Annotated in this window: 23 protein-coding genes; 12 read left to right on the forward strand and 11 right to left on the reverse strand. The window is 69.3% G+C overall.

Annotated elements, in window-relative coordinates:
* Nucleotides 1-56 precede the first annotated feature (56 nt).
* The 3 genes from trmB to AB0H76_RS23420 are packed head-to-tail and all read left to right on the forward strand — an operon-like array spanning nt 57 to nt 4,566.
* Nucleotides 57-770 carry a tRNA (guanosine(46)-N7)-methyltransferase TrmB gene (trmB, locus tag AB0H76_RS23410; protein WP_357329834.1) on the forward strand — a complete coding sequence of 238 codons (714 nt, stop codon included), beginning with the start codon at nt 57-59 and terminating at the stop codon, nt 768-770.
* Nucleotides 770-1,492, forward strand: coding sequence for an NYN domain-containing protein (locus AB0H76_RS23415; RefSeq protein ID WP_357327659.1), 723 nt, complete (start codon nt 770-772; stop codon nt 1,490-1,492). Before trmB ends, AB0H76_RS23415 begins: the two co-directional genes overlap by 1 nt.
* Nucleotides 1,492-4,566 carry an MMPL family transporter gene (locus tag AB0H76_RS23420; RefSeq protein WP_357327662.1) on the forward strand — a complete coding sequence of 1,025 codons (3,075 nt, stop codon included), beginning with the start codon at nt 1,492-1,494 and terminating at the stop codon, nt 4,564-4,566. The genes AB0H76_RS23415 and AB0H76_RS23420 overlap by 1 nt, the downstream gene beginning before the upstream one ends.
* 42 nt (nt 4,567-4,608) lie before the next feature.
* Here the strand turns inward: AB0H76_RS23420 and AB0H76_RS23425 are convergent, their stop codons facing one another.
* Both AB0H76_RS23425 and AB0H76_RS23430 read right to left on the reverse strand, forming a co-directional pair.
* Nucleotides 4,609-6,816 (reverse strand): DUF2339 domain-containing protein, encoded by a 2,208-nt coding sequence (locus AB0H76_RS23425; protein ID WP_357327665.1) that lies wholly within the window; start codon nt 6,814-6,816, stop codon nt 4,609-4,611.
* A gap of 90 nt (nt 6,817-6,906) precedes the next feature.
* A complete protein-coding gene (locus AB0H76_RS23430) occupies nt 6,907-7,365 on the reverse strand; it encodes a hypothetical protein (RefSeq protein WP_357327668.1) in 459 nt (152 codons plus the stop codon).
* 287 nt (nt 7,366-7,652) lie between these two features.
* Between AB0H76_RS23430 and AB0H76_RS23435 the strand changes: the two genes are divergently transcribed.
* Nucleotides 7,653-8,843, forward strand: coding sequence for a helix-turn-helix transcriptional regulator (locus AB0H76_RS23435; RefSeq protein ID WP_357327671.1), 1,191 nt, complete (start codon nt 7,653-7,655; stop codon nt 8,841-8,843).
* 4 nt (nt 8,844-8,847) lie between these two features.
* Here AB0H76_RS23435 and AB0H76_RS23440 read toward each other — a convergent pair whose 3' ends face one another.
* From AB0H76_RS23440 to AB0H76_RS23455, 4 genes are all read right to left on the reverse strand, one after another.
* A complete protein-coding gene (locus tag AB0H76_RS23440) occupies nt 8,848-9,486 on the reverse strand; it encodes a DUF1707 domain-containing protein (protein WP_357329836.1) in 639 nt (212 codons plus the stop codon).
* Nucleotides 9,487-9,576: 90 nt separating this feature from the next.
* A complete protein-coding gene (locus tag AB0H76_RS23445) occupies nt 9,577-10,236 on the reverse strand; it encodes a response regulator transcription factor (RefSeq protein WP_357327674.1) in 660 nt (219 codons plus the stop codon).
* Nucleotides 10,233-11,420, reverse strand: coding sequence for a DUF5931 domain-containing protein (locus AB0H76_RS23450; RefSeq protein ID WP_357327677.1), 1,188 nt, complete (start codon nt 11,418-11,420; stop codon nt 10,233-10,235). Before AB0H76_RS23450 ends, AB0H76_RS23445 begins: the two co-directional genes overlap by 4 nt.
* The gene (locus tag AB0H76_RS23455; RefSeq protein ID WP_357327679.1) at nt 11,398-12,654 is read right to left on the reverse strand and encodes an AI-2E family transporter; all 1,257 of its coding nucleotides are present in this window, start codon (nt 12,652-12,654) and stop codon (nt 11,398-11,400) included. Before AB0H76_RS23455 ends, AB0H76_RS23450 begins: the two co-directional genes overlap by 23 nt.
* 182 nt (nt 12,655-12,836) lie before the next feature.
* Here AB0H76_RS23455 and AB0H76_RS23460 point away from each other — a divergent pair, with 182 nt between their 5' ends.
* From AB0H76_RS23460 to AB0H76_RS23470, 3 genes are read left to right on the forward strand one after another with little or no spacing between them, the layout of a single operon-like run.
* Nucleotides 12,837-14,357: an adenylate/guanylate cyclase domain-containing protein gene (locus tag AB0H76_RS23460; protein ID WP_357329838.1), complete on the forward strand. Its 1,521-nt coding sequence runs from the start codon at nt 12,837-12,839 to the stop codon at nt 14,355-14,357.
* A gap of 4 nt (nt 14,358-14,361) precedes the next feature.
* Nucleotides 14,362-15,456: a YbhN family protein gene (locus tag AB0H76_RS23465; protein WP_357327683.1), complete on the forward strand. Its 1,095-nt coding sequence runs from the start codon at nt 14,362-14,364 to the stop codon at nt 15,454-15,456.
* A 45-nt stretch (nt 15,457-15,501) separates the two neighbouring features.
* Nucleotides 15,502-15,870, forward strand: a complete 369-nt coding sequence (locus AB0H76_RS23470; protein WP_357327686.1) for a DUF3054 domain-containing protein — start codon at nt 15,502-15,504, stop codon at nt 15,868-15,870.
* 1 nt (nt 15,871) lies between these two features.
* On the opposite strand, the gene AB0H76_RS23475 is transcribed toward AB0H76_RS23470, so the two are convergent.
* The gene (locus AB0H76_RS23475; protein WP_357327689.1) at nt 15,872-17,494 is read right to left on the reverse strand and encodes an NTF2-like N-terminal transpeptidase domain-containing protein; all 1,623 of its coding nucleotides are present in this window, start codon (nt 17,492-17,494) and stop codon (nt 15,872-15,874) included.
* Between the two features lie 416 nt (nt 17,495-17,910).
* Between AB0H76_RS23475 and AB0H76_RS23480 the strand changes: the two genes are divergently transcribed.
* Together AB0H76_RS23480 and aroQ are read left to right on the forward strand one after the other, a co-directional pair.
* Nucleotides 17,911-18,516: a hypothetical protein gene (locus AB0H76_RS23480; RefSeq protein ID WP_357327692.1), complete on the forward strand. Its 606-nt coding sequence runs from the start codon at nt 17,911-17,913 to the stop codon at nt 18,514-18,516.
* A 14-nt stretch (nt 18,517-18,530) separates the two neighbouring features.
* Nucleotides 18,531-18,974, forward strand: coding sequence for a type II 3-dehydroquinate dehydratase (gene aroQ / locus AB0H76_RS23485; RefSeq protein WP_357327695.1), 444 nt, complete (start codon nt 18,531-18,533; stop codon nt 18,972-18,974).
* On the opposite strand, the gene AB0H76_RS23490 is transcribed toward aroQ, so the two are convergent.
* Entirely contained in the window at nt 18,967-19,413 is a 447-nt protein-coding gene (locus AB0H76_RS23490; protein WP_357327699.1) for a nitroreductase/quinone reductase family protein, read from the reverse strand. The two genes, aroQ and AB0H76_RS23490, sit on opposite strands and share 8 nt — an antisense overlap.
* A gap of 148 nt (nt 19,414-19,561) precedes the next feature.
* Between AB0H76_RS23490 and AB0H76_RS23495 the strand changes: the two genes are divergently transcribed.
* Nucleotides 19,562-19,804 carry a helix-turn-helix transcriptional regulator gene (locus tag AB0H76_RS23495; protein WP_357327701.1) on the forward strand — a complete coding sequence of 81 codons (243 nt, stop codon included), beginning with the start codon at nt 19,562-19,564 and terminating at the stop codon, nt 19,802-19,804.
* A gap of 1 nt (nt 19,805) precedes the next feature.
* On the opposite strand, the gene AB0H76_RS23500 is transcribed toward AB0H76_RS23495, so the two are convergent.
* Nucleotides 19,806-20,663: an NAD(P)-binding domain-containing protein gene (locus AB0H76_RS23500; protein ID WP_357327704.1), complete on the reverse strand. Its 858-nt coding sequence runs from the start codon at nt 20,661-20,663 to the stop codon at nt 19,806-19,808.
* Complete coding sequence (locus AB0H76_RS23505; protein ID WP_357327707.1) at nt 20,660-21,538, reverse strand: NAD(P)-binding domain-containing protein; 879 nt, start codon at nt 21,536-21,538, stop codon at nt 20,660-20,662. Before AB0H76_RS23505 ends, AB0H76_RS23500 begins: the two co-directional genes overlap by 4 nt.
* A 129-nt stretch (nt 21,539-21,667) precedes the next feature.
* Here AB0H76_RS23505 and AB0H76_RS23510 point away from each other — a divergent pair, with 129 nt between their 5' ends.
* Nucleotides 21,668-22,021, forward strand: a complete 354-nt coding sequence (locus tag AB0H76_RS23510) for a helix-turn-helix domain-containing protein (RefSeq protein WP_357327710.1) — start codon at nt 21,668-21,670, stop codon at nt 22,019-22,021.
* A 12-nt stretch (nt 22,022-22,033) separates the two neighbouring features.
* Complete coding sequence (locus AB0H76_RS23515) at nt 22,034-22,411, forward strand: VOC family protein (protein ID WP_357327713.1); 378 nt, start codon at nt 22,034-22,036, stop codon at nt 22,409-22,411.
* Here the strand turns inward: AB0H76_RS23515 and AB0H76_RS23520 are convergent.
* Nucleotides 22,408-23,535: a glycerate kinase gene (locus tag AB0H76_RS23520; RefSeq protein WP_357327716.1), complete on the reverse strand. Its 1,128-nt coding sequence runs from the start codon at nt 23,533-23,535 to the stop codon at nt 22,408-22,410. The genes AB0H76_RS23515 and AB0H76_RS23520 overlap by 4 nt on opposite strands.
* Between the last annotated feature and the right edge of the window lie 20 nt (nt 23,536-23,555).

Below are 23,555 nucleotides of genomic sequence, written 5' to 3' on the forward strand. Positions count from 1 at the left end.
CTGATGAGTCGGTTCCGGGGCCGTCCGCTGTCCCGCTCGATGCCGGACGCCGATCCCTGACCGGGTCCCGGCTGTACCCCCGGGTCACCAGCTTCCGCTCCCGGCGGGGTGCGCTGACCCCGAACCAGCAGGAGTCCTGGGACCGTACCTGGCCGGTCATCGGCCGTCCGGTCGGTGACGAGCAGCTGGACGCCGACGCCTGGTTCGGGCGTTCCGCGCCGCTGGTCGTCGAGATCGGCTGTGGCACCGGCACCGCGACCGCCGAGATGGCGCAGGCCGAGCCGCACCTGAACCTGATCGGCATCGAGGTCTACACCCCGGGCCTGGCGCAACTGGTACAGCGCGTCGAACGCGACGACATCAGCAACATCCGCCTGCTGCGCGGCGACGCCGTCGACGTCCTGGAGAACATGATTGCGGAAAATTCGCTTACCGGCGTCCGCGTGTTCTTCCCGGACCCGTGGCCCAAGGCCCGCCACCACAAGCGCCGGCTGCTGCAGCCCGCGACCCTTGCCCTGATCGCCAGCCGCCTGCGGCCCGGCGGTGTGTTGCACGTCGCTACCGACCATGCCGACTACGCCGAGTGGATCGCCGCGGTCGGCGCCGGAGAATCCCAGTTCATCGGCCTGAACGAGACCACCGGCGGCGTCAGCGCCGAGCATCGCGACACCGCGCCGATCGGGTTCGACCGCCCCGTCACCAAATTCGAAGGCAAGGCGCATCGCGCCGGAAGCGCCATCACCGAGTTCATATGGGGCAAGATCGAATGATGATCGCCAGTGAGATGGCCGCCGAGGTCGCCGATGTTGCCGGGGAGGTGCAGGGCCCCGAAAGTCTGAGTGTCTCGACGCCGGACGTCCGCCGGGTACTGCTTGTCTGGGACGCGCCGAATCTCGATATGGGCCTCGGCGCCATCCTCGGCGGCAGACCGACCGCCGCCTACCGCCCGCGCTTCGACGCCCTCGGCCGCTGGCTGCTCGCGCGCACCGCCGAGCTCTCCGTCGGCAGCCGTGCCCGGGTCGAGCCCGAAGCCACCGTCTTCACCAATATCGCGCCCGGCACCGCCGATGTGGTGCGGCCGTGGGTGGAGGCCCTGCGCAACGTCGGCTACGCGGTCTTCGCCAAGCCCAAGGTCGACGAGGATTCCGATGTCGACGCCGACATGCTGGCCCACATCGAACTCCGCAGCCGGGGCGCCGGCCTGGCCGGCATCATGGTCGCCTCGGCCGATGGCCAGGCCTTCCGCGAGCCGCTGGAAAAACTTGCCGCGCACGGGATCCCCGTACAAGTATTAGGCTTCCGCGAGCACGCGAGTTGGGCTGTCACATCGGATACCCTCGAGTTCATCGATCTCGAGGACATCCCGGGTGTGTTCCGTGAACCACTGCCCCGGGTCAGCCTCGACTCGCTGCCCGACGAGGGTGCTTGGCTGCAGCCGTTCCGGCCGCTGTCTGCACTGCTCACCTCTCGCCCCGCCCAAGGAGTCGCTTAGTGTTCACACGCTGGGGCGATCTGGTCCATCGGCTGCGCTTCGCCGTCATCGGCGTGATCGCGGCCGCTCTACTCGCGCTGGGCTATTACGGCCTCGGCGTCAACGACCATCTCAGCTCCAGCGGTTGGGACGATCCGACGTCCCAGTCCACGCAGGCAGCGATCATCGCCGACGGCTCCTACGGACGTGACCACAACAGCGACGTGCTGGTGCTCTACTCCGCGCCCGAGGGCAAGACGATCGATGATCCGCAGTTCAAGGCGCAGGTGCTGGAGAGCCTGAACCGGCTCCCCGAGCAGTACCCGAACCAGATCGCGAAGATCAACGGCGCCTACTGGCAGACCAAGACCGGCGCGGCACAGCCGTCGCTGTTCGGGTCCAAGGACAAGAAGCACACCTTCGCCTCCATCGCGATCCGCGGCGACAACGACACCGTCATGCTGCGCAATTTCCGGGACGTGAAGAACGTCTTCGGGATTCCGGGCGTCGAGACGCAGGTCGCCGGTCTGCAGCCGGTCGCGGGCACGTTGAACGACACCATCGCGCACGACTCCAAGCGCATGGAGGTCATCGCCTTCCCTGCGGTCGCGCTGCTGCTGTTCTTCATCTTCGGCGGCGTCGTCGCGGCTGCGTTGCCGCTGATCGTCGGCGGTCTGACGATCATCGGCGCCAACGGCATCGTGATGTTCCTGACGAAGTTCACCCTGGTGAACAGCTTCGTCGGCAATATCGTCTCGATGATCGGCCTGGGTCTGGCAATCGACTACGGCCTGTTCATCGTCAGCCGGTTCCGTGAGGAACTCGCCGAGGGCTACGACACCAAGGCCGCCGTGCGGCGCACGGTCATGACCGCGGGCCGCACCGTCGTCTTCTCCGCGACCATGATCGTGGCCAGTCTCGCGGGGCTGCTGCTGTTCCCGCAGGGCTTCCTGAAGTCGATCGCCTACGGCGCCATCGCGACGGTGACGCTGGCCGCGCTGACCTCGATCACCATCCTGCCCGCGATGCTCGCCATCCTGGGCAAGCGCGTCGACTGGCTCGGGCTCAAGTTCTTCCGCAAGTCCAAGACCGCCGAAGAGGTGGAGAGCGGATTCTGGGGCCGGTCCACCCGCTGGGTGATGCAGCATCCGCTCAAGATCGCGGTGCCGATCACCATCATCCTGCTGCTGCTCATCATCCCGGTGAAGAACCTGGCGTTCGGCGGTATCAACGAACGCTATCTGCCGCCGGACAATTCGACCCGGCTCGCCCAGCAGCACTTCGACGAGATCTTCCCGCTGCGCAAGACCGACCCGATCATGCTCGTGTTCGTCTCACCGAACAGCAGCAATGTCGGCAAGGTGTGGAAGGAAGCGAACGCGGCACCCGGCCTGGCCGGCCCGTTCGAGGTGCCGTCGCGCTCGCAGCAGGACACGAACGTCTACCGAACCACCGCGACGCTGGCGGACTCGCAGAACGCGGACGCGACCATCGACTATCTGCGGGATCTGTCCGTGCCCGACGACGTGGAGATGTACGTCGGCGGCACGCCCGCGACCACCAAAGACAGTATCGACGCGCTGATCAACCGCATGCCGATGATGATCGCGCTGGTGCTGGCGGTCACCATGCTGCTGATGTTCCTGACCTTCGGATCACTGGTGCTGCCGATCAAGGCCGCGCTGATGAGCGCGCTCGGGCTCGGCTCCACCCTCGGCATCCTGACCTGGGTCTTCATCGACGGTCACGGCGCCGGACTGCTGAACTTCACGCCGCAGCCGATCATGTCACCGATCCTGGTGCTGATCATCGCGGTGGTCTACGGCTTGTCGGTCGACTACGAGGTCTTCCTGCTCTCCCGCATGGTGGAAGCGCGCGCACAGGGCGCCTCCACCACCGAGGCGGTGCGGATCGGCACCGCGCAGACCGGCCGCATCATCACCGCCGCCGCGCTCATCCTGCTCGTGGTCGTCGGCGCGTTCGCGTTCTCCGACCTGGTGATGATGAAGTACCTGGCCTACGGCATGGTCGCCGCGCTGCTCATCGACGCCACCATCCTGCGCATGCTGCTCGTGCCCGCCACCATGAAGCTGCTCGGCGACGACTGCTGGTGGGCGCCGAAGTGGATGAAGCGGGTACAGCAGAAGATCGGGCTCGGCGAGCCCATCCTCGATGACGAGCGGCCCGGCGGTGGTCAGCTCGTCGACCTGGTGAAGACCACCCCCGTCACCGACCCGGTCACGATGGTGATCCCGATCGTCGAGGACGGCACGCGCCCGCCGCGTTCCCCCCGGCGGCCGCGAACCGTCGCGGAGATCGAGGCGGAAGCGCCCACGCAGCGGTTGGACAAGGTGCCGCCGGTGAGTCCGGCGACTCCCCCGGCAAGCCCGGCGGTCTCTCCGGGCAGCCCGGCGGTTTCCCCGGCGACGCCGCCGCGCAATCCGCGGATTCTGCCGCCGAAGTCGAAGCAGTCTGCCGAGTCGGTGCAGCCGGCTGAATCTGCCCGGTCGACAGACTCGGCGCGGGCCACGGATTCGGCAGGGCCTGCGGAATCGGCCAGGCCGACAGACTCGGTGCGGGCCACAGACTCCGCGCGGCCTACGGACTCGGCACGGGCTACGGAATCAGCCAGGCCGACGGGCTCGGCATGGCCTACTGAATCGGCGCGGCCCACAGACTCGGCACGACCTACCGAATCGGCGCGGCCGGGATCCTCGCGGCTCGCGCCGCCGGAACCTGCTCCGCCCACGCCGATGCCCGCCGCACCGGATCCGACGCGTCCGCGGGTCGCCCCGCCGGTGCCGTCTCCCGAGGTGTCGCGTTCGGTGCCGCCGGCCCCGGAACCGGAGCCGATCAACACAGAACCGTTCACCCCGGGTGTGGAGGACGACCGTCCTACGCACCACGCCGCCCCGGAACCCGAGGCTGAGGCGCCTGCGGGTGACGACAGTCGGAGCACCATCGAGAACTGGATGGCCGAGCTGCGTTCCTCCCGCCGCCGGATCGCCGGGACCGAACCGCCCGGGCGGCACGCCGGCGGCGACAGCCGCACGGTCAGCGTCAACGAACTGTTGCGCCGCCGCGACCAGGAGTAAGCCGAAGGGCCCGTCCAGTGGACGGGCCCTTCGCTTTGCCGCTCAGCGGGATTCGGTGTCCCGATCGCCCGCCTCGGCGAAGGCGCGGGCGTAGCGGGTGCCCGCCAGCAAGAGCAGGACGCCGACGATCAGGAAGGCCGCGACCCGGACGAGTCCGTCGAGAGTGGCCAGATCGAACAGGAAGAGCTTGGCCAGTGCGGCGGCGGTGACGAGCAGACCCGAGCCCAAGGCGACCTTCGCGACCGCGGCCGAGCCGGCCAGGTTGCGCAGCCCGTACAGCAGGGCGGCGGTGGCCGCGCCCATCCAGAGAATGGTGGCGGCGCTGTGGCCGATGAGGAAGCCGTCGGTCGCGCCGGTGGCGACACCGAGGGAGACCGCGGCGGCCGTAACCGCGTAGAGGGCACCGGCACTCGCGAAGATCCACAGCATCGACTGGCCGGTCTCGTCCTTGGTCAGGGCCGGGGTGCGGCGCAGGCCCCACACCGCGACCGCGAGCACCGCCACGGCGAGCAGTGCGGCCAGCAGGGTCGGCAGGTCCAGGTACTGCTCCGCGAGCCGTTGCGTCGCCAGCGTTTCCGGGTCGACCCGGGCGACGAAGGTGAGCGCGCCGAGCAGCCCGAAGACACCGCCGATAGCCGCGGCGACGCGATTGCGTTGCCCGCCTGCCACACCCAGATAGCCGAGGGCCACCAGGAACAGGGCGATCGGCGCGGTCTGCACCCGGGTCGCCTGAACACAGACTTCGAGCAGGGCGAACGCCCCGGTGACCGCGGCGGCGACGCCGGTGTGCGCCGGAATTCTGCTCACCGTACGGAGTTTCGGCAGCATCGCCGCGACGGCGACGGCGGTCAGGACCACGGCGGCGGCACCCGCGATGATCATGCTCGGCGCGCGGTCGAACAGGCCCGCCACGGCCAGCAGCGGAATCGTCGACACCGCGAACGCCAGCGTGGCGACGAGATCGCGCGGGCGTTTACGCACCACGAGCAGCGTGCTCACCAGGCCGATCGACGCCACCACGACCGCGGCGGCCAGCACCCAGTGCACGCGGTCACGCTGCGCGGAATCGAAGGCGGCGATCGCGATGTAGAGCAGTGTCGCCAGCACGGCAGGTAGTGTCCGCACCACGTGCAGCAAGGGCCAGTCCCGAACCAATTGCACAGGCGCACAGGTCAATTGCAGCACGATGAGGAAACCGAGCAGCACCAGTTCCGAGGTCACCACGGGCGCGAGCAACGCCGCCCCCGTCACCACCAGCACCGCCAGCGCCTGCGCGTTCCACCGCATCGCCAACGCGACCCCGCCCGCGGCAATCGCAAGCGCCAAAGCCAAACCCCCGACTCGGGGCAGCCACTCGTAAATCGAGGTCGCCGCGATCACATCGAGATACGCCCCGGCAAAACCGGTGGCCGCCAACGCGATTCCACCGACCCGTCCACCGGCCCGCCCGAACACCCGCATACCGGCGACCACCAAAACCCCCGAGAAAACCGCTCCCGCGAGAACTCTCGGCACCGGCCCGAATACTCCGGCCTGAGCGGCCAGCACCAACAGCATCACAACACCGACCAGCGTGACGCCGACCCCGGCCACCGCCAACAGGCGACTGATCACACCCTCGCGCTGCCACCACGGCGTCCCGGACGGTTTACGAACCGGCGGCCGCATCCCGGGCGGCATCTGCGGCGGCACCGGCCCCCGCATCCCGGGCTGGGGAGCACCCCACCCGTACGGCGCAGGATTCTGCTGACGCGGCGACCCATAGGGCACCGCAGGGGTTTCCGCACCGCGAAAACCGCCGGCCTGGTGCGCCCAGTGCTGCCCAGCGGGCGACTGCGGATACCCGGCTGATGGCACTTGCGACTCCGTCGAGCGACCTGCCAGGTGCGTCGCGCCGGGCTGCGGCGCCGAAAGTGGAATCCCCGCCTGCGCGACAGCTTCCGGCGTCTGCGCACCGGGGTCCGTTGCCGGATGCGCCGTCGGTTGGTGCGCTGCTGCGCGCTCCCCCGGCTGGGCAGCCTGCGTGCGCTCTCCTGAAGCGGCCGGATCAGGTCCGGTCGCTGGAGGACGCGTTGCGGCTCCCGGCGCAGCCGATCCGGACTGTGCCTGGGAGGCCGCCTCGGCGGTGACCGCCACGACCTGGGTACGCAGGGCCTCGAGATCTCGCCCGAGTTCCCCCATCTGCGTACCCAGGGTGGTGAACTCCCCCGACAGCCGCGTGAGCAGCGCCGGATCGATTGCTGTAGTCATGCTTCAATGCTCGGACCCGGGCCCGCGCGAAACATGAGTAGAAACCCCCGGCGGCGGCTCGATATCTACCCGACCGCACGGGTTCGCCGGTCAGGGGGCCGGGGCGTGTAACTCGATCACTCGGTGGACGGCTTCGATGACGGCCGAGCGGGGTGGTAAACGCAGGACCCCCGGGGCGGGTTCGGCGGCCCAGTGCCAGCCGAGCAGGGAGTCGGTGGTGGGCAGGAGGATGAAGCGGCCGCTCGGGACGACGGTGACCTGGTGGGCGGCCAAGTGCTGGCGGACGCCGATGTCCACCATTTTGACGGGACTGGGCGGGGTGACCAGAAAGGTCCAGGTGCGGTTGCCGGGGTCGGCGACCACGGGTGCCCGCAGGTCGGAATCCATCGCACCGAGCACTTCACAGCCCAGGTGCGGCGGCATGACCAGGGCGCCGAGGATGGAGCCCGTAGTGATGATGGGACGGCCCGCGAGCAGCTGGACCGGCAGGCCGAAGCGGCGGCGCAGCAGATGCGCGACCTCGTGCGGAGAGTGACAGCTTTCGAACATGTCGCTCACCCCTGCCCGAATCCGGCGCCGGAACCTTCCGGTAATGCGGGTCTGGCGGATAAGCGCTGGGTATCGCGCGTGAGATGGGCACCGATCGCGCGGTCGGCGCGAGAAATGGTGTTCGGCATGGTTGTCATTGCCGCCGCCTTTTGCTTTCTCAAAGTTGCAGAAACACAACGGTATTCCGAAAGTCCGGGAACAAGTCGTACGCAATGTCCCACTTTCACCAAGTCGCAACCGCCTAGCGTCGTACTCTGAAATGTGGATGTAACAAAGGAATTGGGTAGATGGACGATTCGTCGATCGGCGTGCGGATCCGGCGCTTCCGCGGCAAGGCGCTCACGCAACGTCAGCTCGCCGACCAGGCCGGAGTCAGTGTCGACCTGGTGCGCAAACTCGAGCAGGGTGGCCGCCAGACCGCCTCGATCGCCAGCCTGCAAAAGCTGGCGCGCGCACTGGATGTCGATATCGCCGACCTGATCGGGAAACGCCACGGCGTGCCCTCGGGCAATCCCGACGCCGGCATCGTGGCGATCCGCCGCGCCCTGACGCCGGTGGACGATCTACTCGGCGAGCCGCCCGAGGACCGGGCCATCAGCCTCGAAGAGGCCGCTCGCGCGGTCGATTACGCCTGGGGCGCGTACTGGGTGGGCCGCTACGAACTGCTCACCACTGTGCTGCCGCCCGGCCTCACCCAGCTCCGCGCCACCGTGCACGCCGCGCGCAACGGCGCCGTCGAACCCGCGAACGAACTGCTGGCGCGGATGTACTGGGTCACCGGCTGCACGCTGGTGCATCTCGGGCAGACCGATCCCGCGTTCCTGGCCATCCGGCAGGCCCTGACCGCCGCCGAGCGCGGCGCGGATCCGTTGCTGCTGGCCACGATTCGCGGTTCGGTGGCCTGGCAGCTGCTGGTGCAGGGCCGCTACGAGGAGTCGCGCCGGGTCGCGCTGCGGGCCGCCGCCGAACTCGAACCCACCGGCGAGGCCACCTCGGCCCATCTCTCGTCCTACGGCTCGCTCGTGCTCCAGGGTGCGACGGCGGCCGGGCGGGCCCAGAACATCGGCGAGGCGATGACCCTGCTCGATGCCGCGGGCGAGGTGGCGCTGCGTCTCGGCGCCGATCGCCGCGATTACGAAACCTATTTCGGCCCTTCCCAAGTCGTCATGCAGACGGTGGACGTGAACGTCTCCTCCGAGCGCTACACCGAAGCCCTGACCGCGGCCGGCAAGATGCCGGACACCGTCGGCCTGCCCCAGGCTTCCCGGGCGCGCCATCTCGCCGATACCGCCGTGGCCTGGACCCGCACGGGCCACCACCAGCGCGCCCTGGATGCCCTGCTGCATGCCGAACGCGTCGGCGGGCCGGACTGGATCAAATACCAATCCCTGCCCCGGCACATCGTTTCCGAACTCCTCGACCACGACCGCCGCACGCCGCTGCGCGCCTTCGCCAGCCGCCTGGGCGTGCACACCTGACGGTCTAGCGGCCCATCAGTTTGCGCCAGTGCGCGATGAACGGGTGCTTGGCGGTGACCGAGCCGAAGCGCAGCTGGCCGCGGATGACGAGGTGCAGGGGGCCGAAGGGCGGGCCGGTGCGGACCTTGTTGTTGATGCTGGACCCGATGAGGTCCAGGCCGTTGAGGTCGACGGTGGCCTCGGCGGGGACGACCAGGTTCAGTGAACCGAAGTAGTCGTCGACGTGGATCTCGACGACCTGGGTGGACATGATCGCCTCGGTGAAATCGAGCGTGACGCCGGAGAACCAGTTGTTCATGCGCAGGGTGGGCGGCACCTGCCAGGGGCCTTTACGCGTCACCCCGGACATGCGGCTGCGGATCACCGAGCCGGAGTTCTGCACGGGATGGTGGGCGGCCTTGGGAAACCCCGGCGCGGCATTGACGAACCTGGTCGGCGGCGCGGCGGGCTGACCGATCAACCGCACGCCGGGCAGATCGATCAGGACGGCGTTGAGCTCGCCGCGGGTCTTGGCGGCCAGCGCGGTGTCCATCCGCTCGGTGAACTCACCGAGCGAGAGCATGCCCAGGCCGACGGCCCGTTGCAGCAACTGACCGACGTGTTCGCGCTCGGCGTCGGAGACGCGCAACTCGCGGTCGCCGATCGTGCCGCCCGCACCATTGACTACTTCCGGGCCACCCATGTCATCGAGGGTAGCGAGCGCGGGCGCGCTCGACATCCGGGTAAACCCGGATTACTCCAGCCCCTGCTCGATCGCGTACCGGGTGAGCTCGACCCGATTCGCCAGCTGGAGTTTGCGCAGCGTCGCCTGCACGTGGTTCTCCACGGTCCGGTGGCTGAGCCCGAGCCGGGACGCGATCTGCTTGGCCGAGAGCCCCTTCGCCACCATGCGCAGCACCTCGGTCTCCCGGTCGGTGAGCGCGGGCCGGTGCGGTTCGTCGGGTTCGGCGGGCGTGGTGGCCATCCGGCGATATTCGCCGAGCACCAGCCCGGCCAGGCCCGGGGTGAACACCGGCTGCCCGGCCGCGGTCGCGCGCACCGCCTCGATCAGCTCGGTCGCCGAGGCGCTCTTGACCAGGTATCCCGAGGCTCCGGCCTTGATCGCGTCGAGCACGTCGTCGCGTTCGGCCGAGGCCGAGAGCACCAGCACCCGGCTCTGCGGCGACACCCGCAGCACCTCGGCGGTGGCCTGCGCGCCGTTGCCGTCGGCCAGCTGCATGTCCATCAGCACGACCGCGGGCTGCACCGCCGTCGCCCGCCGGGTCGCGGACCCGACCCCGTCGGCGGTGGCCGCGACGTGGAAGCCGGCCTCGGTCAGGTCGCGCGAGACGCCGTCGCGCCACATCGGATGGTCGTCCACCACCATCACCGTGATCGCCGCACCGTCGGTCATGACTTCTCCTTGCGTGGGATCCGGAATTCCCATTCTGCGCCGTCGTCGGCGGTCAGTAGTTCCGCGGTGCCGTCCAGGGTGGCGATCCGCCCGACCATGGAGCGGGAGACGCCCATCCGCCCTTCGGCCTCCGCCTCGGCGAGCCGGCCCGGCGCGATGCCGACCCCGTCGTCGCGCACGCTGACGATCACCTCGTCGCCGGTGTCCTCCAGCAGCACATAGGCTTTCGCGCCCGGACCGGCGTGCAGTTCGACGTTGGACAGCGCGTTGGCCACCACGGCGGCGATCTCGGCGGCCGCCCAGCGGCCCACCGGCACCGGCTCACCGGGCGTGGAAACGAACACCGTGGGCGTGGCGTGCACGGTCAACAGCGACCGCAGGTCCACCTCGGCCCCGCCCCGGTCCACCGGGGCGCCCTGCTCGGAGATGAGCACCCGCAGCGCGACCTCCTGCTCGCCGGCCCGCAGCGCCAATTCCTCGGTGGCGCCGCCGATCTGGGTGCCACGCCGCTTGATGTAGCTGAGCACCTGGAGCACGCCGTCGTGCACCTCGCGGGCCAGCCGCTCGCGCTCCTCGGCGGCGGCGGTCAGCCGCACCGCCTGCTGCAACTGCTCCTGCGCCCGGCTCGCGGTATTGGCCGCCAGCCCGAGCGCCAGCCCGACCGAGACCAGCACCGGCAGCGTCGCGTCGGTCCACACGTCCTGGCCCCACTGGTCGCGCACGGTGATGATCACCATGGAGATCAGGATGCCGGAGGCGATGCCGAGCACCGGCCCGCGCAGCAGCGCCGCCGAGATCACCGCGTTCGCGGCCCACAGCGTGGTCGGCAGCGTCTGATGACCGTGGTACCAGTCGTAGTCGGCGACCAGCCGGGTCGAGGCGATCAGCAGGATGACCACGATGTGGTCGCCGAGCACCACCCACAGCCGCACCCGCGCGACCGTCGCCACCCACCAGTGCGACAGCAGGAACGCCGAGGCGCCCGACCACACCGCCATCAGCGCGATGAACACCCAGCTCAACCGCTGATTGTCGTAGTACTGGACGGACGCGACCTGCTGCCCGATCGCGTAGATCAGCGTCACCAGCCGGAATGCCTGCACGGCCCGCCACAGCGGCGCGGTCGCCGCCTCGGCCGGGTTCAGCTCCCCGGCGGTCTGCTCAGCGGTCGCGTTCCACGTCATCGGTGTCCCCCGAGCGCGGCGGGGTCTCGGCCCGCTCTTCCTCCCGGGCCAGGGTCGCGGTCACGTCGAATCGGTCCGGATCGGGCCGGTCGGGCGCGGCCGAATACAACCGGTTGGCGTCCGGCCGTAGATCTTGGAACGCCTCCTCCGGGCTGCCCGCCAGCAGCGAGCGGATCGCCGTGTTCATCACCGCCACGAACGGCACGGCCAGCAGACCACCCGCGATACCGCCGAGCACCACGCCGGCCGTGATCGCCAGCACCACCGCCAGCGGGTGGATGCTCACCGCCCGGCCCAGCAGCAGTGGTTGCAGCACATGGCCTTCCAGCTGCATCACCGCGATGATGATGCCGAGCACGATCAGCGCCGTCACCAGGCCCTTGGTCATCAGGGCGATGAACACCGCGACGAACCCGGCCAGGAACGCGCCGATGATCGGGACGAACGCGCTGATGAACACCAGCGAGGCCAGCGGCAGCGCCAGCGGCACGCCGAGGATCGCCAGGCCCGCGCCGATGCCGATGGCGTCCACCCCGGCCACCACCACGGTGGCGCGCACGAAACCGACCAGCGTGCCGAAGCCGAGCTGCCCGGCGACCCGGACCCGCTCCCGGTGCGTGCGCGGCACGATCCGGGTGACGAAATTCCAGATCTGATCGCCGCCGTAGAGGAAGAAGATCAGGATGAACAGCGTCAGGAAGGTGCCGGTCAGAATGTGCCCGATCACCGTCGCGGTGGTCAGCGCCCCGCTGGTGAGACTGTCCTGATTAAACTGGATCGTCTTGACGATGGTGTCGCCGACGTTGCGGATCTGCTCGTTGCTCAGGTGCGGCGGCCCGTTGGTCAGCCAGTCCTGCACCTTCTTGATGCTCTCGGTGAACTCGTTCGTCAGCTTCGGCAGGCCGGCGACGAACTGCTCGACGACGAAGGTCATGATCCCGGCGACCACGCCGATCGACCCGATCAGCGCGACGAACACGCCCAGCGAGCGCGGCACGCCCAGCCGCTGCAGCCAATCCACCAGGGGCGCCAGCAAACCGGCCGCGAGCAACGCGATGGCCAGCGGAATCACCACCGTCGCCAGCCGTTGCACGATCATCGACAGCACCCACAGCGCCGCGGTGATCACCAGCAACCGCCAGGCCCACTCCGCCGACTGCCGGACCAGCGGATGCACCGCGTCGGCCGTGTTCGCGCGCGCCGGCGCGACCGGTCTTTGCTTCTGGTCGGTCACGCACTCGAGCCTAGTGCGCGCGGGAGGCTCCAGCGGGTGTCCGCATGATCGAAACGATAGATTGGTGTGCGTGCCGGCGCCTCCTGCGCCGCGAGCTCAGCGCCTGGAGGAGGTAGCGCAACGTGACCATGGAAGGCGTCGCGAGCGGCGCGAATCCCGCACTGCAGGCGGTCAAGCAGACCATGCGCACGCGCTGGCCGCTGTACCTGACCTCGATGCTGCTCGCCAATGCCTTCGGCGCGGTCCTGGTCTGGGCCTTCATCGAGTACGGCCTGCCCGTCCCCGAGGGCGAGCCGACCGGCGCCCGGCGCACCGGCCTGCTGGTGCCCGGCGTGGTGTTCATCACCGGCGGGCTGCTCAGCCTGGCCGCGTCGGCGCTGATGCTGCGGCCGGTGATGCGCTGGCAGGTGCGCGGCGGGCCGCCGAGCCGCCAGGAACAGATGGCCGCGTTGCACGCGCCGCTGCGGCAGTCGATCGTGCACCTGGCGCTGTGGCTGATCGGCGGCGCGGTGCTGGCCACCCTGATCATCTCCCGGACACCCGAGCTGGCGGGCGCGGTGATCGTCACCGAATGCATGGCCGCCACCATCGTGTTCGGCTTCACCTACATGCTCGGCGAGCGCATCCTGCGCCCGGTCGCGGCCCAAGCGCTGACCGAGGGCACCTTCGATCACACCCTGACCCCGGGCGTCGGCACCCGGATGGCGATGACCTGGGGCATGGGCACTTTCGCCCCGACCATCGCGATCGTGCTGCTCTGCGTCACCCAGATCACCTCGGATGTGAAGTTCTCGGCGCAGTCGCTGGCGATCTCCATCCTGCTGCTCTCCGGTGTGGTGATCATGCAGGCGCTGGCGCTGTCCATGCTGACCGGTTCCAGCATCACCGACCCGGTGCGCCAGCTGTCCCAAGCCATCAACCGGGTGCAGGAGGGCGCGCGCGACGTTCAGGTCGAGGTGTTCGACGGCTCCGAGATCGGGCTGCTGCAGGTCGGTTTCAACCGGATGATGGAGGAGGCGGCCAAGCGCCGCCAGCTGCAGGAGCTGTTCGGTCAGCACGTCGGCGAGGAAGTGGCCCAGCGCGCCCTGGACTACGGCACCGAGCTGGGTGGCGAGACCAGGTTCGTGGCGGTGCTTTTCGTCGACATGGTCGGCTCCACCGCGGCCGCCGCCGAGCGCCCGCCGACCGAGGTGGTCAGCCTGCTCAACGAGTTCTTCCGGATCGTCGTCGACGTGATCGACCGGCACCACGGTTTCGTCAACAAGTTCGTCGGCGACGCCGCGCTCGCCATCTTCGGCGCGCCCCTGGACCGGCCCGACGCCCCGACCGCGGCCCTGGCCGCGGCCCGCGAACTGCGCGAAGCGCTGCGGGAGGTCCCCGGGCTCGATATCGGCATCGGCGTGTCGGCCGGGCTCGCGGTGGCCGGCAATATCGGCGCCGCGAACCGCTTCGAGTACACCGTGATCGGCGACCCGGTCAACGAGGCCTCCCGGCTGACCGAGCTGGCCAAGGATCAGCCGGGCCGGGTGCTCACCTCCGGCAGCGCGCTGTATTTCGCCGACGAAAGTGAACAGGACTTCTGGGTCTCCGGCGACGAGGTGCAGTTGCGCGGACGGCGCCGGAAAACGCGTCTCGCCTGGCCGGAGGAGCCCGACCTGCCGCACGCCGATGCAGACAGTGAAAAGGCTCGTTCGTTAGGCTGACCGCGTGACGGCCAACGGTGAACTAGCGGGCGGGCCCGCACCCGGGCCGCCGGTGATGTCGCCCAGACGAAGCAGATTCCGGTGGCTCAAAGGGGTGCTCGGGCTCGCGCTGGTCGCGCTGCTGCTCGCCGAGGGCATCTATCTATGGCCCAGATTGCACGAGTCCTGGCAGAGTCTCAGCGAAATCCATTGGGGTTGGCTCGTCCTCTGTATCGCATTGCAAGCAGTTTCCATGAGCGGTTTCGGCCGGGTGCAGAAGCAATTGCTGCGCGCCGGCGGGGTGGAAGTATCCCAGCGCCGCTCGGTGGCCGTTGTCTACGGCGCCACCGCCATGTCGGTGACATTGCCCGCTGGCCAAGTCTTTTCCACCGCCTTCACCTACCGCCAGACGCGCCGCTGGGGCGCCAGCCCACTGGTCGCCTCCTGGCAGCTGGTCATCTCCGGGGTTGTCGCGGCCGCGGGCCTGGCCCTGCTCGGCGTCGGCGGGGCGCTGCTGGTCGGTAGTTCCATCGGGCCCTTCAAACTGATCCTCTCGCTGGCCGGTGTGGTGGCGCTGGTCTGGGCCGCCAACTACGTCGCGAAACATCCCGGCGGCCTGGAGGCCGTGCTGCGCCGGCTGCTCGGATTCGTCAACCGGCTGCGCAAGCGTCCGGTGGAGCAGGGCGTGGACAAGGTCAGCGAGGTGCTGGGGCAGCTGGACTCGGTGGACCTGCGCAAGCGCGACGGCGTCATGGTCACGGTGTGGGCGCTGATGCACCGCATCGCCGACGTGGCCTGTCTCGGCGCGGCCTGCTACGCCGTCGGCGCCGACCCCCGCTGGGCCGGTCTGCTGCTCGCCTTCACCGCCGGAAAAGCGGTGGGCTCCATCCCGTTCGCGCCCGGCGGCATCGTCTACGTCGACGCCACCCTGATCTACAGCCTCACCGTCGGGGCCGGTCTGCCCGCGGTGCAGGCGGTCGCCGCCGCGTTCGTCTACCGGCTGGTCAGCTTCATCCTGGTCGCGATCGCCGGCTGGATCGTGTTCGCGTTCCTGTTCCGCACCCCGCAGGCCGACGACGCCGAGTTCGAGAAGGAATTCGAGCAGCAGCGCCGATTCTGAGAGGTGCCAGCGGGCCCGGGTCCGCACCGCACTACCCTGACCCGGGTGAAGAAACTGATGCCATTGGTGGTTGATCTACTGCTGGTGATCCTCTTCTGCGTCATCGGGCGGCGCAGCCACGACGAGGCGGTGCTGACCGGGCTGCTGAAAACGCTGTGGCCGTTCGCCATCGGGCTCGCGATCGGCTGGGCGGTGGCCTACCTGGTCGCCGGCCGGATTCTGGACGGCGCTCGCTTCGACGGAACCGCGCTGTGGCCCACCGGCATCCTGGTGTGGCTGGGCACGCTGGGCGGCGGCATGCTGCTGCGGGTGGTCGGCGGCCAGGGCACGGCGCTGAGTTTCGTCATCGTCGCGGCCACCGTGCTCGCGCTGTTCCTGCTCGGCTGGCGCGCCGCCGTCAAGGCGCTGAACTGACTCAGGTCTCGGGCGAGGCCAGCGATTGCAGCATGCGCGCGGCCACCTTGGCCGCCATGTCGCCGCTGTCCGCGTTGTCGACGTGGACGGCGAAGGCCAGATCGCCCACGGTGGCGATGACCCAGCCGTCCTCACCGGCTCGCACCGCGTAACCCGCGAGATCCGGGAAGGCGCGCAGGCTCGCCATTTCGGGCCGGCCGACCCCCTCGCGCAGCATCGCGCGCAACCGGTCGACGACGGGGCCGTGCAGCGGTTCGAGTTTGGCGTCGGTGCTACTGGGCTTGCCGGCCTCGATCATCGGCGCGGGCACCTCGCCGCGCGCGATCGCGGCGGCCGCGATCGCCATGCCGAACGGGCTCGCGAGCACCGCGTCGGCGCCGCCGCCCTGCTTGACCTGCTCGGCGCTGCGGCCCGCGATGGCCAGCCGGCCGGTGACCTCGTCCAGGCCGGGCACCTGATAGTCGATGCCGATGCCGAGCCGGCTCGCGGCCTCGGCCGCCTCGGGCACCGTGATGTCCTGCGGCGGTTTGTTCTTGCTCACCGCGGCGATGGCGCGGAACAGTTCGATATTGCCGCCCGCCGGGTAGAGGCCGGTGAACGCGACCGGCCCGTGCTCGCTGGCCTGGCTGTTCTGCGCGACCGCGACCACCGCGCCGCTGGAGGGCTGGATCGCCACGACCGAGGTGGGTGAGGCGACGCTGACCACGGCGTCCTCGGCGGCGCGCTGCAAACGCTGGTCCATGGTGGCCCCGACGTCCGGGCCGGGCGGGCCCTGCACGCCGGCCACCTGGGTCACGAATCTGCCGTCCGGTTCGAAAATGTGCACGCCCCAGCCGGAATGCTGTTCCTGGCTGTCCTGCTGCACCTTGCGCAACGCGTCCAGCATGGGCGACCAGACCCGGCGGTCGGAGGAGATCAGGCGCTGCTGCTTCTCCATCACCACCCCGGGGATCGGCGCCATGCGCGGTTCCAGGATCTCGAAGTCGGGTTCGCGCAGGTTCACCGCGACGACGGGCTTGCCCTGCGAGGTCGAGAGCTGCTGCAGCAGGGCATCACCGGTGATCAGCGGCGCGACCGGCTCGATGACCGCGGCCAGCGCGTTCGCCGAGGCGCCCGGGTCGCCCATCTTCGACGGGTCGAGCTTGATGACGTTGATCGGCTGCTCGTGCATCAGCGGCGCGCCGACCAGGTCGACGACCTTCGGCGCGGGTGTCGGGGTGGTGCGCACCAGTTTCACGGTGCGGTTGTTCTCCAGCTGCGGCATGACCAGGTTGGGTTCCCAGGAAATGCGCCAGCCGATGGCGAGCTTGCGCACCGTGCCCTGCAGGCTGTATTTCCAGTCCTTCTTGTCACCGAAGTTCCAATTGGCGTCCAGGCTGAAAATGCCCTCGTTGGCGCCCAGGTTGATGAACTGGGATTTCTCGTAGTCGGCGGTGCCCGGATCCAGCCCCTCGAACATTTGCTTCAAGGTTGCCGTGGCCGCCGTCGGGTACGACGTAAGTTGCGCCGCCTTGGTGTAATCGCGGTCGTCGAGCAGATCGGTGAAGCGGTCGACGACGGCCTCGGGCTCGTTGGGCGCCTTTTCCTCGGCGCACGAGACCGTGCCCATCAGTACAGCCGCCACCCCCGCGAGTGCTACTGCGCTCCGGACGCGAAAGCGGCGGGATCCCCACTCATCCATTCGCCCACTCTTCACTCTTGTCACTCCAGTAACAAGATCACCGTACCTGACAGGACCATTACCGCGCCGCCCCGCGGACTGCCGGACGTTACACACGCTCAGCATCCAATTGTGCCCGATAGCCGGGTCCCGATGTGCCGATCATGAACGGTGTCCAGTCACAAGGCGATAACTGGCGCTGCCACCGTACCGGCTCGCCAGCCTGCCGTGGGCGACCTGCCCCCTTGAATACCCCCGCCCAAACCTGTTCACGCAAAGCGGAACTCAGGTATTCGATTGCGACGTAATGTTGTAATCAATGAAACACAGCAGCGCTGAAGGCCTTCCGGCAGCGCCCAGCGAGAAGAAGGTGACTCCCCATGCGGCACGAACACCGGGGACGTGGTTTCGGTAGACCCGGCGGTTGGCAACAGGCCGACCTCCCCGATCCGGCGGATGTCCCGGATTGGTTCGCGGGTCGTTTGCCCAGCGAGTGGTTCAGCGGGCCGCCGGTCATCGAGATCGATCGCGACGAAATCGTGGTGATCGGCGAACTGCCGATGCCGAAGGTGGAGAAGACCGAGGTGATCACCGACGCGGCGTCGGACGCGCCGACCGAGGAGGTGCCCCAGGCCACCAAGGAGGGAGCCATCTCGCGGTTCCGGGAATCGACCCGCCCGGCTCGGATGCAGATCGCCGGCGAGGCCCAGCACCGCTACGGGCGCAATGTCGCGTGGGGCGTCTCGGTCGACGGCGAACGCTTCGTCTTCACCAATATGTCGGTGCCCGTGATGACGCGGCTGCGTCAGCCCGAGCGCAAGGTGCTCGACACCCTGGTCGACTCGGGCGTGGCCCGGTCCCGGTCGGACGCGCTGGCCTGGACGGTGAAGCTGGCCGGCAAGCACGCCGAGGAGTGGCTCGGGGAGCTGCGTTCGGCCATGCGCAAGGTCGACGACCTGCGCGCCGAGGGGCCGCAGGGTCTCTGAACTAGGGTGACCGTATGGCTTCCGACGGTCCGATCCTGGTGCTCAACGGCCCGAACCTGAACATGCTCGGCACCCGCCAGCCCGACGTGTACGGCGCGGCCACGCTCGACGACGTGGTCGCCCTGTGCGAGCGGACGGCGGCCCGGTTCGGGCGCGAGATCCGGGCGTTCCAGTCGAATTCCGAAGGTGTCCTGATCGATCGGATCCACGCGGCGCGGGGCGCCGAGGCCGCGATCGTGATCAATCCCGGCGGTCTCACCCACACCTCGGTCGCGCTGCGGGACGCGCTGGTGATTCCGGAGGTGCCGATCGTGGAGGTGCACATCAGCAATGTGCACGCCCGCGAGGAGTTCCGGCACCACTCCTTCGTCTCCCCGATCGCGACCGCGGTGATCGCGGGTATGGGCATCCGGGGGTACGCGGCGGCCGTCGAATTCCTGGCCACCCGGGTCAGCTGACCCGGAAGACCGGGAATCCCGGTGCGATCGCGGCCAGTTCGGCATCGGTCGCGTCCTTGGTGATGCCCTCGAAGAACTTGCCGACCTCCCAGCCCCACTTCTTCAGGTACAGGCGCAGCAGCGGGACCTTGTCGGCGTCGGCCACCTCGGTCGCGGTGAACTCCTCGGTCTTGCGGCCCAGGCGCAGTTCGCCGCCGCCGAGCACCCGCAGGTTCTTCACCCACTGGGTCTGCCCGCGCGGCGCGACCAGGTAGCGCGCGCCGTCGGTGTCCACCATCAGGTTCACCATGGTGGTCCGCCATTCCCCGCTCTTGCGACCGCGCACCGCGAGCAGGCGCGAATTCATCACGCTGATGCCGTACTTGGGCAGCAGGTTGGCGATCCGGTTCATGATCGGCTCGAAGCCGGTGGGGGCGATGTAGCGGCTGCTGGCGTTCATGACGACTCCTATTTGTGAGCACTGCTCTCTGTTGTGAACAGCCTCGCACGGCAGGCGTCAGCAAGTCAAGAGCACTGCTCTCTTTTATCCGGAGTGACGTTGACCGCAGCGCAGTAGCGCGATGAAATGTAGTAGCTATGCTACGAACGTGACGACTGAGGTCATCTACAACCGGATCGCGATGTTGCGTGCCGAACGCGGCATCTCCCGCCGCGAACTCGCCGACGCGCTCGGCGTGCACTACCAGACGGTCGGCTACCTGGAGCGCGGCGAGTACAGCCCCAGCCTGCACTTGGCCCTGCGCATCGCCACCTATTTCGACGTGGCGGTGGAGGTCATCTTCTCCACCGCCCCCTTCGCCCGCCTCGGCTCGGCCACCGAATCCGCCTGAGTCATCGGGGATCGCGCAGGAGTTCGTAGGTGGGGACGGGCCGTCCCGCGATCTCACTGGCCGCGACCGCCCGCCGCCAGAAAGCGTGCGCCGCTTCGGTGAGCGAGGTGTCGACGCCGACCCCGCTGCCGGTCGCGATGACATGCTCGGCCCCGGCCGCCATCATCCGCAGGTTGCCCAGGTCACCCCAGCCACCGGCCTGCGCGGCCGCGGCCATCCCGGCGTAGAAATCGTCCGCGCCGTCCAGCGCCCGCTGCGCGTAGGGCAGGAAGTGGGCGATGTCCTGGCCGGCCCGGTCGATGGTGGCCAGCGCCTGTTCGAAACCGAGCAGCCAGGGCAGGAAGACCGTCAGCACCGCCTGGTAGTACAGCTGGGCCAGACCGTCGTCGGCACCCAGGTACTCCGGCACGCCGAGCGGGCGCAGCACCGCACGGTGCTGCTCGAAGACCGCGCGCGGTCCGCTGTAGAAGAGATAGGACGACGGCAGCGTGAGGCCGTCACTCTGCGCCATCACACCACCGCACAGGAATTCGCCGCCGTGACCGCGGACCCAGGCCGCACCCGCCCGGGTGGCCGTTGGGGAATCCGAGGACACATTGACGATCACCTTGCCCGGCAGGTGCTTTGCGGCCGGCGTCAGTACGTCGTACATGGCGGCGTAGTGAGTCAGGCTCAGGACCGTGACCTCGGACGCGGCCAGCGCCGCTGCGACCGTCTCGGCCCGGCGGGCGCCGATTGCGGCCATGGCGTCGGCCTTGGCGGCCGTGCGATTCCAGACGGTCACCTCGACGCCGGCCGCGAGCAGGACCCGGACCATGGCCTGGCCCATCGGGCCCAGGCCGATCACGGTGGCCCTCATGCCTCGGCGCCCAGCAGCTGATAGATCGAAACCGGCCGGCCGGAGGTTTCCGACTCGGCGACCGCCTTGCGCCACAGCGCTTGCGCGGCATGGGAGAAGACCGCGTCGACGCCGACTTCCTCGCTGGCGTCGATGATGTGCTGCGCGCCGGCGTCCATCATCTTGAACGAGGCCAGGTCACCCCAGCCGCCGGCCTTGGCCGCCTGCACCGACACCGCCATGAAGTGCGGATACGCCGCGCTGGAGCGCTGGGCGTAGGGCAGGAACTGCTCGACGTCGTGGCCGGAGTTGGCGATGGTGGCCAGGGCCTGGTCGAAGGCGATCAGCCAGGGGTGGAAGGTGATCAGCAGGGCCTGGTAGAAGATCTGGGCCAGGCCGTCGTCGGCGCCGAGGTATTCCGCGGGGCTCAGCGGGCGCAGCAGATCGGCGTGCGCGTCGAAGACCGCCCGCGGTCCGCTGTAGAAGATGTAGGACGCGGGGTGGTCGATCACGTCGCCCGCGGACATCACGCCGCCGGACAGGAATTCCGCGCCGTGCGACCGGACCCAGGTCGCCCCGGCGCGCGCTTTGTCCGGCGAGTCCGACGAGAGGTTCGCGATGACCTTGCCCGGCAGATGGTCCACCGCCGGGCCGAGGACGTCGTACATGGCGGCGTAGTGCGTGAGGCTGAGGACGGTCACCTCGTTCGCGTCCAGCGCCTCGGCGACGGTGGCCGCGCGCACGGCGCCCAATTCGACCATGGCCTCGGCCTTGTCGGCGCTGCGGTTCCACACGGTCACCTCGACCCCGGCCCGCAGGAAGGCCCGGACCATGGCCTGGCCCATCGGGCCCAATCCGATCACGGAAACGGAGCGGATCGCGGACTGCTCGGACATTGTGTGCCCCTTCGGTTCTGGTTCGCTGCTGGTGGAACCGATACTCATCCGCGCAGGTAGAGTCGACAAGACCGCACGTGGAGGTGGGGCTACTAACCTCTACGTAGGGAATCTGGTCAGGAGGACGCGATGACGGCGAACAGTGACGTGGATCACGACGTATGCGGCATGACCGTCGCGATCGACGTGGTCGGCGGCAAGTGGAAACTGCACATGATGTGGGTGCTGGGCGACGGGCCGAAGCGCTTCGGCGAGATCCGCCGCCTCCTCGACGGCGTCAGCGAGAAGGTGCTCGCCGAGAACCTGCGCCAGCTTGAGTCCTACGGCGTCCTGCACCGCGAGGTCTTCCCCGAGGTCCCGCCGCGCGTCGAATACTCCCTCACCCCGCTCGGCGAAACCCTCCGCGTCGCGCTGCTCCCCCTGGAAACCTGGGGCGACCAGAACCGCCGCGAACTGCTCGGCACCCTCGCTTCCGCGAGTTAGTAACGTCGGCTCATGGCTTGTCGCATGAGTGAACTGGTTCTGGACTGTCACGATCCCGAGACGCTGGCGCGGTTTTGGTGCGCGGTACTCGACTATCGGGTGCTCGAACGGGATACGGACGGCAGCATCGAGATCGGGCCCGAAGCGGGGTTCGGAGGCCTGCAGCCGACGATCCTGCTGAGCCCGATCACCGAGCCGAAGGTCGGCAAGCTGCGGCTGCACTGGGATGTCAACCCGACCGACGTCGACCAAGCGGTGGAATTGCAGCGCCTGCTCGCGCTCGGCGCCCGCCCGGTCGACATCGGCCAGTCCGGCGCAGAGTCCTGGCATGTGCTCGCCGACCCGGAGGGCAACGAGTTCTGCCTGCTGCGCTCCCGGCTGGATCCCTAGTCCGCCAGGTGTTCGGTCGCGATCCGCTCCCCGACCGTGTGCAGTAGTTCCGCGGCCGCGGCCATCGAGCGGGCCGTATCCGGTTCCAGCTCGGACAGCGGATAGCAGGCGGTGAAGCCCGCGTCCTGGATCGCCGCGGGGTCCAAGGTGGTACGCCCCGCGGCGGCCACGACCGGGACACCGGCGGCCCGGGCTACCGCGCAGACGCCGATGGGCGCCTTGCCGTGCAGGCTCTGCTCGTCCAGCGACCCTTCGCCGGTGATCGCCAGCGCCGCACCCTTGACCTGGGCCGGGAAGTCCAAGAGCTCGAGGATGACCTCGATGCCGCTGCGCATGCGCGCCCCGAGGACGGCCAGGGCGCCGAAGCCGGTGCCGCCCGCCGCGCCCGCACCCGGCAGCTCGGCGTAGCCGGGCCCGGCCAGGCGCGACCAGTTCTCCAGAGCCGCTTCGAGGATCGTGTGATCGGAGGCCGTCACACCCTTCTGCGGGCCGTAGACCGCCGTGGCGCCGGTCGGCCCGAGCAGCGGGTTGTCCACATCGCAGGCCAGGGTGAAACGCGCGGCGGCGACGCGGGAATCGAGTCCGGTGCGGTCGAATCGGACGGCCTGGGCCAGCGCCGCGCCACCGAGCGGCAGGTCGCGGCCTTCGGCGTCGAGCACCCGGGCGCCGAGCGCCTGCAACATGCCCGCGCCGCCGTCCGTGGACGCGCTGCCGCCCAGACCGATGATGATCTCGGTGGCGCCGCGGGCCAGGGCGTGCGCGATGACGACGCCGAGCCCGTAGGTGCTCGCCCCGAGCGGATCGGGTTCATCCGCGGGCAGTTTCACCAGCCCGACGACCGCGGCGAGTTCCACCACGGCGGTCTGCTCCCGCATCGCGTAGGCGGCCGGGCCGGGCTCGCCGGTCGGTCCGGGCGCGGTCAGGTCGACCCGCTCCCAGCCGGCCGCCACGAACGCGTCGACGGTGCCGTCCCCGCCGTCGGCGACCGGCACCTGGACCACGTCGGCTTCGGGCCGGACGCGGCGGATGCCCTCGGCCAGCGCCGCCGCCACTTCCTGGGCGGTCAGCGACCCCTTGAACTTGTCCGGGGCCACTACAACTCGGGGAGAGGATTCACGCGCCATGACCACATTCTGGACGCCGG

Source organism: Nocardia sp. NPDC050712, from assembly GCF_040654295.1.
In the GTDB taxonomy this organism is placed as follows: domain Bacteria; phylum Actinomycetota; class Actinomycetes; order Mycobacteriales; family Mycobacteriaceae; genus Nocardia.

What these genes read in the sequence shown, in the direction of transcription:
- AB0H76_RS23460 (WP_357329838.1), top strand. Translation starts at nt 12,837, where the DNA reads ATGCGCACGCGCTGGCCGCTGTACCTGACCTCGATGCTGCTCGCCAAT.
- AB0H76_RS23480 (WP_357327692.1), top strand. Translation starts at nt 17,911, where the DNA reads ATGCGGCACGAACACCGGGGACGTGGTTTCGGTAGACCCGGCGGTTGG.
- AB0H76_RS23515 (WP_357327713.1), top strand. Translation starts at nt 22,034, where the DNA reads ATGGCTTGTCGCATGAGTGAACTGGTTCTGGACTGTCACGATCCCGAG.
- AB0H76_RS23450 (WP_357327677.1), bottom strand. Translation starts at nt 11,420, where the DNA reads ATGACGTGGAACGCGACCGCTGAGCAGACCGCCGGGGAGCTGAACCCG.
- AB0H76_RS23505 (WP_357327707.1), bottom strand. Translation starts at nt 21,538, where the DNA reads ATGTCCGAGCAGTCCGCGATCCGCTCCGTTTCCGTGATCGGATTGGGC.
- AB0H76_RS23435 (WP_357327671.1), top strand. Translation starts at nt 7,653, where the DNA reads ATGGACGATTCGTCGATCGGCGTGCGGATCCGGCGCTTCCGCGGCAAG.
- AB0H76_RS23520 (WP_357327716.1), bottom strand. Translation starts at nt 23,535, where the DNA reads ATGGCGCGTGAATCCTCTCCCCGAGTTGTAGTGGCCCCGGACAAGTTC.
- AB0H76_RS23500 (WP_357327704.1), bottom strand. Translation starts at nt 20,663, where the DNA reads ATGAGGGCCACCGTGATCGGCCTGGGCCCGATGGGCCAGGCCATGGTC.
- AB0H76_RS23510 (WP_357327710.1), top strand. Translation starts at nt 21,668, where the DNA reads ATGACGGCGAACAGTGACGTGGATCACGACGTATGCGGCATGACCGTC.
- aroQ (WP_357327695.1), top strand. Translation starts at nt 18,531, where the DNA reads ATGGCTTCCGACGGTCCGATCCTGGTGCTCAACGGCCCGAACCTGAAC.
- AB0H76_RS23490 (WP_357327699.1), bottom strand. Translation starts at nt 19,413, where the DNA reads ATGAACGCCAGCAGCCGCTACATCGCCCCCACCGGCTTCGAGCCGATC.
- AB0H76_RS23415 (WP_357327659.1), top strand. Translation starts at nt 770, where the DNA reads ATGATCGCCAGTGAGATGGCCGCCGAGGTCGCCGATGTTGCCGGGGAG.
- AB0H76_RS23445 (WP_357327674.1), bottom strand. Translation starts at nt 10,236, where the DNA reads ATGACCGACGGTGCGGCGATCACGGTGATGGTGGTGGACGACCATCCG.
- AB0H76_RS23425 (WP_357327665.1), bottom strand. Translation starts at nt 6,816, where the DNA reads ATGACTACAGCAATCGATCCGGCGCTGCTCACGCGGCTGTCGGGGGAG.
- AB0H76_RS23430 (WP_357327668.1), bottom strand. Translation starts at nt 7,365, where the DNA reads ATGTTCGAAAGCTGTCACTCTCCGCACGAGGTCGCGCATCTGCTGCGC.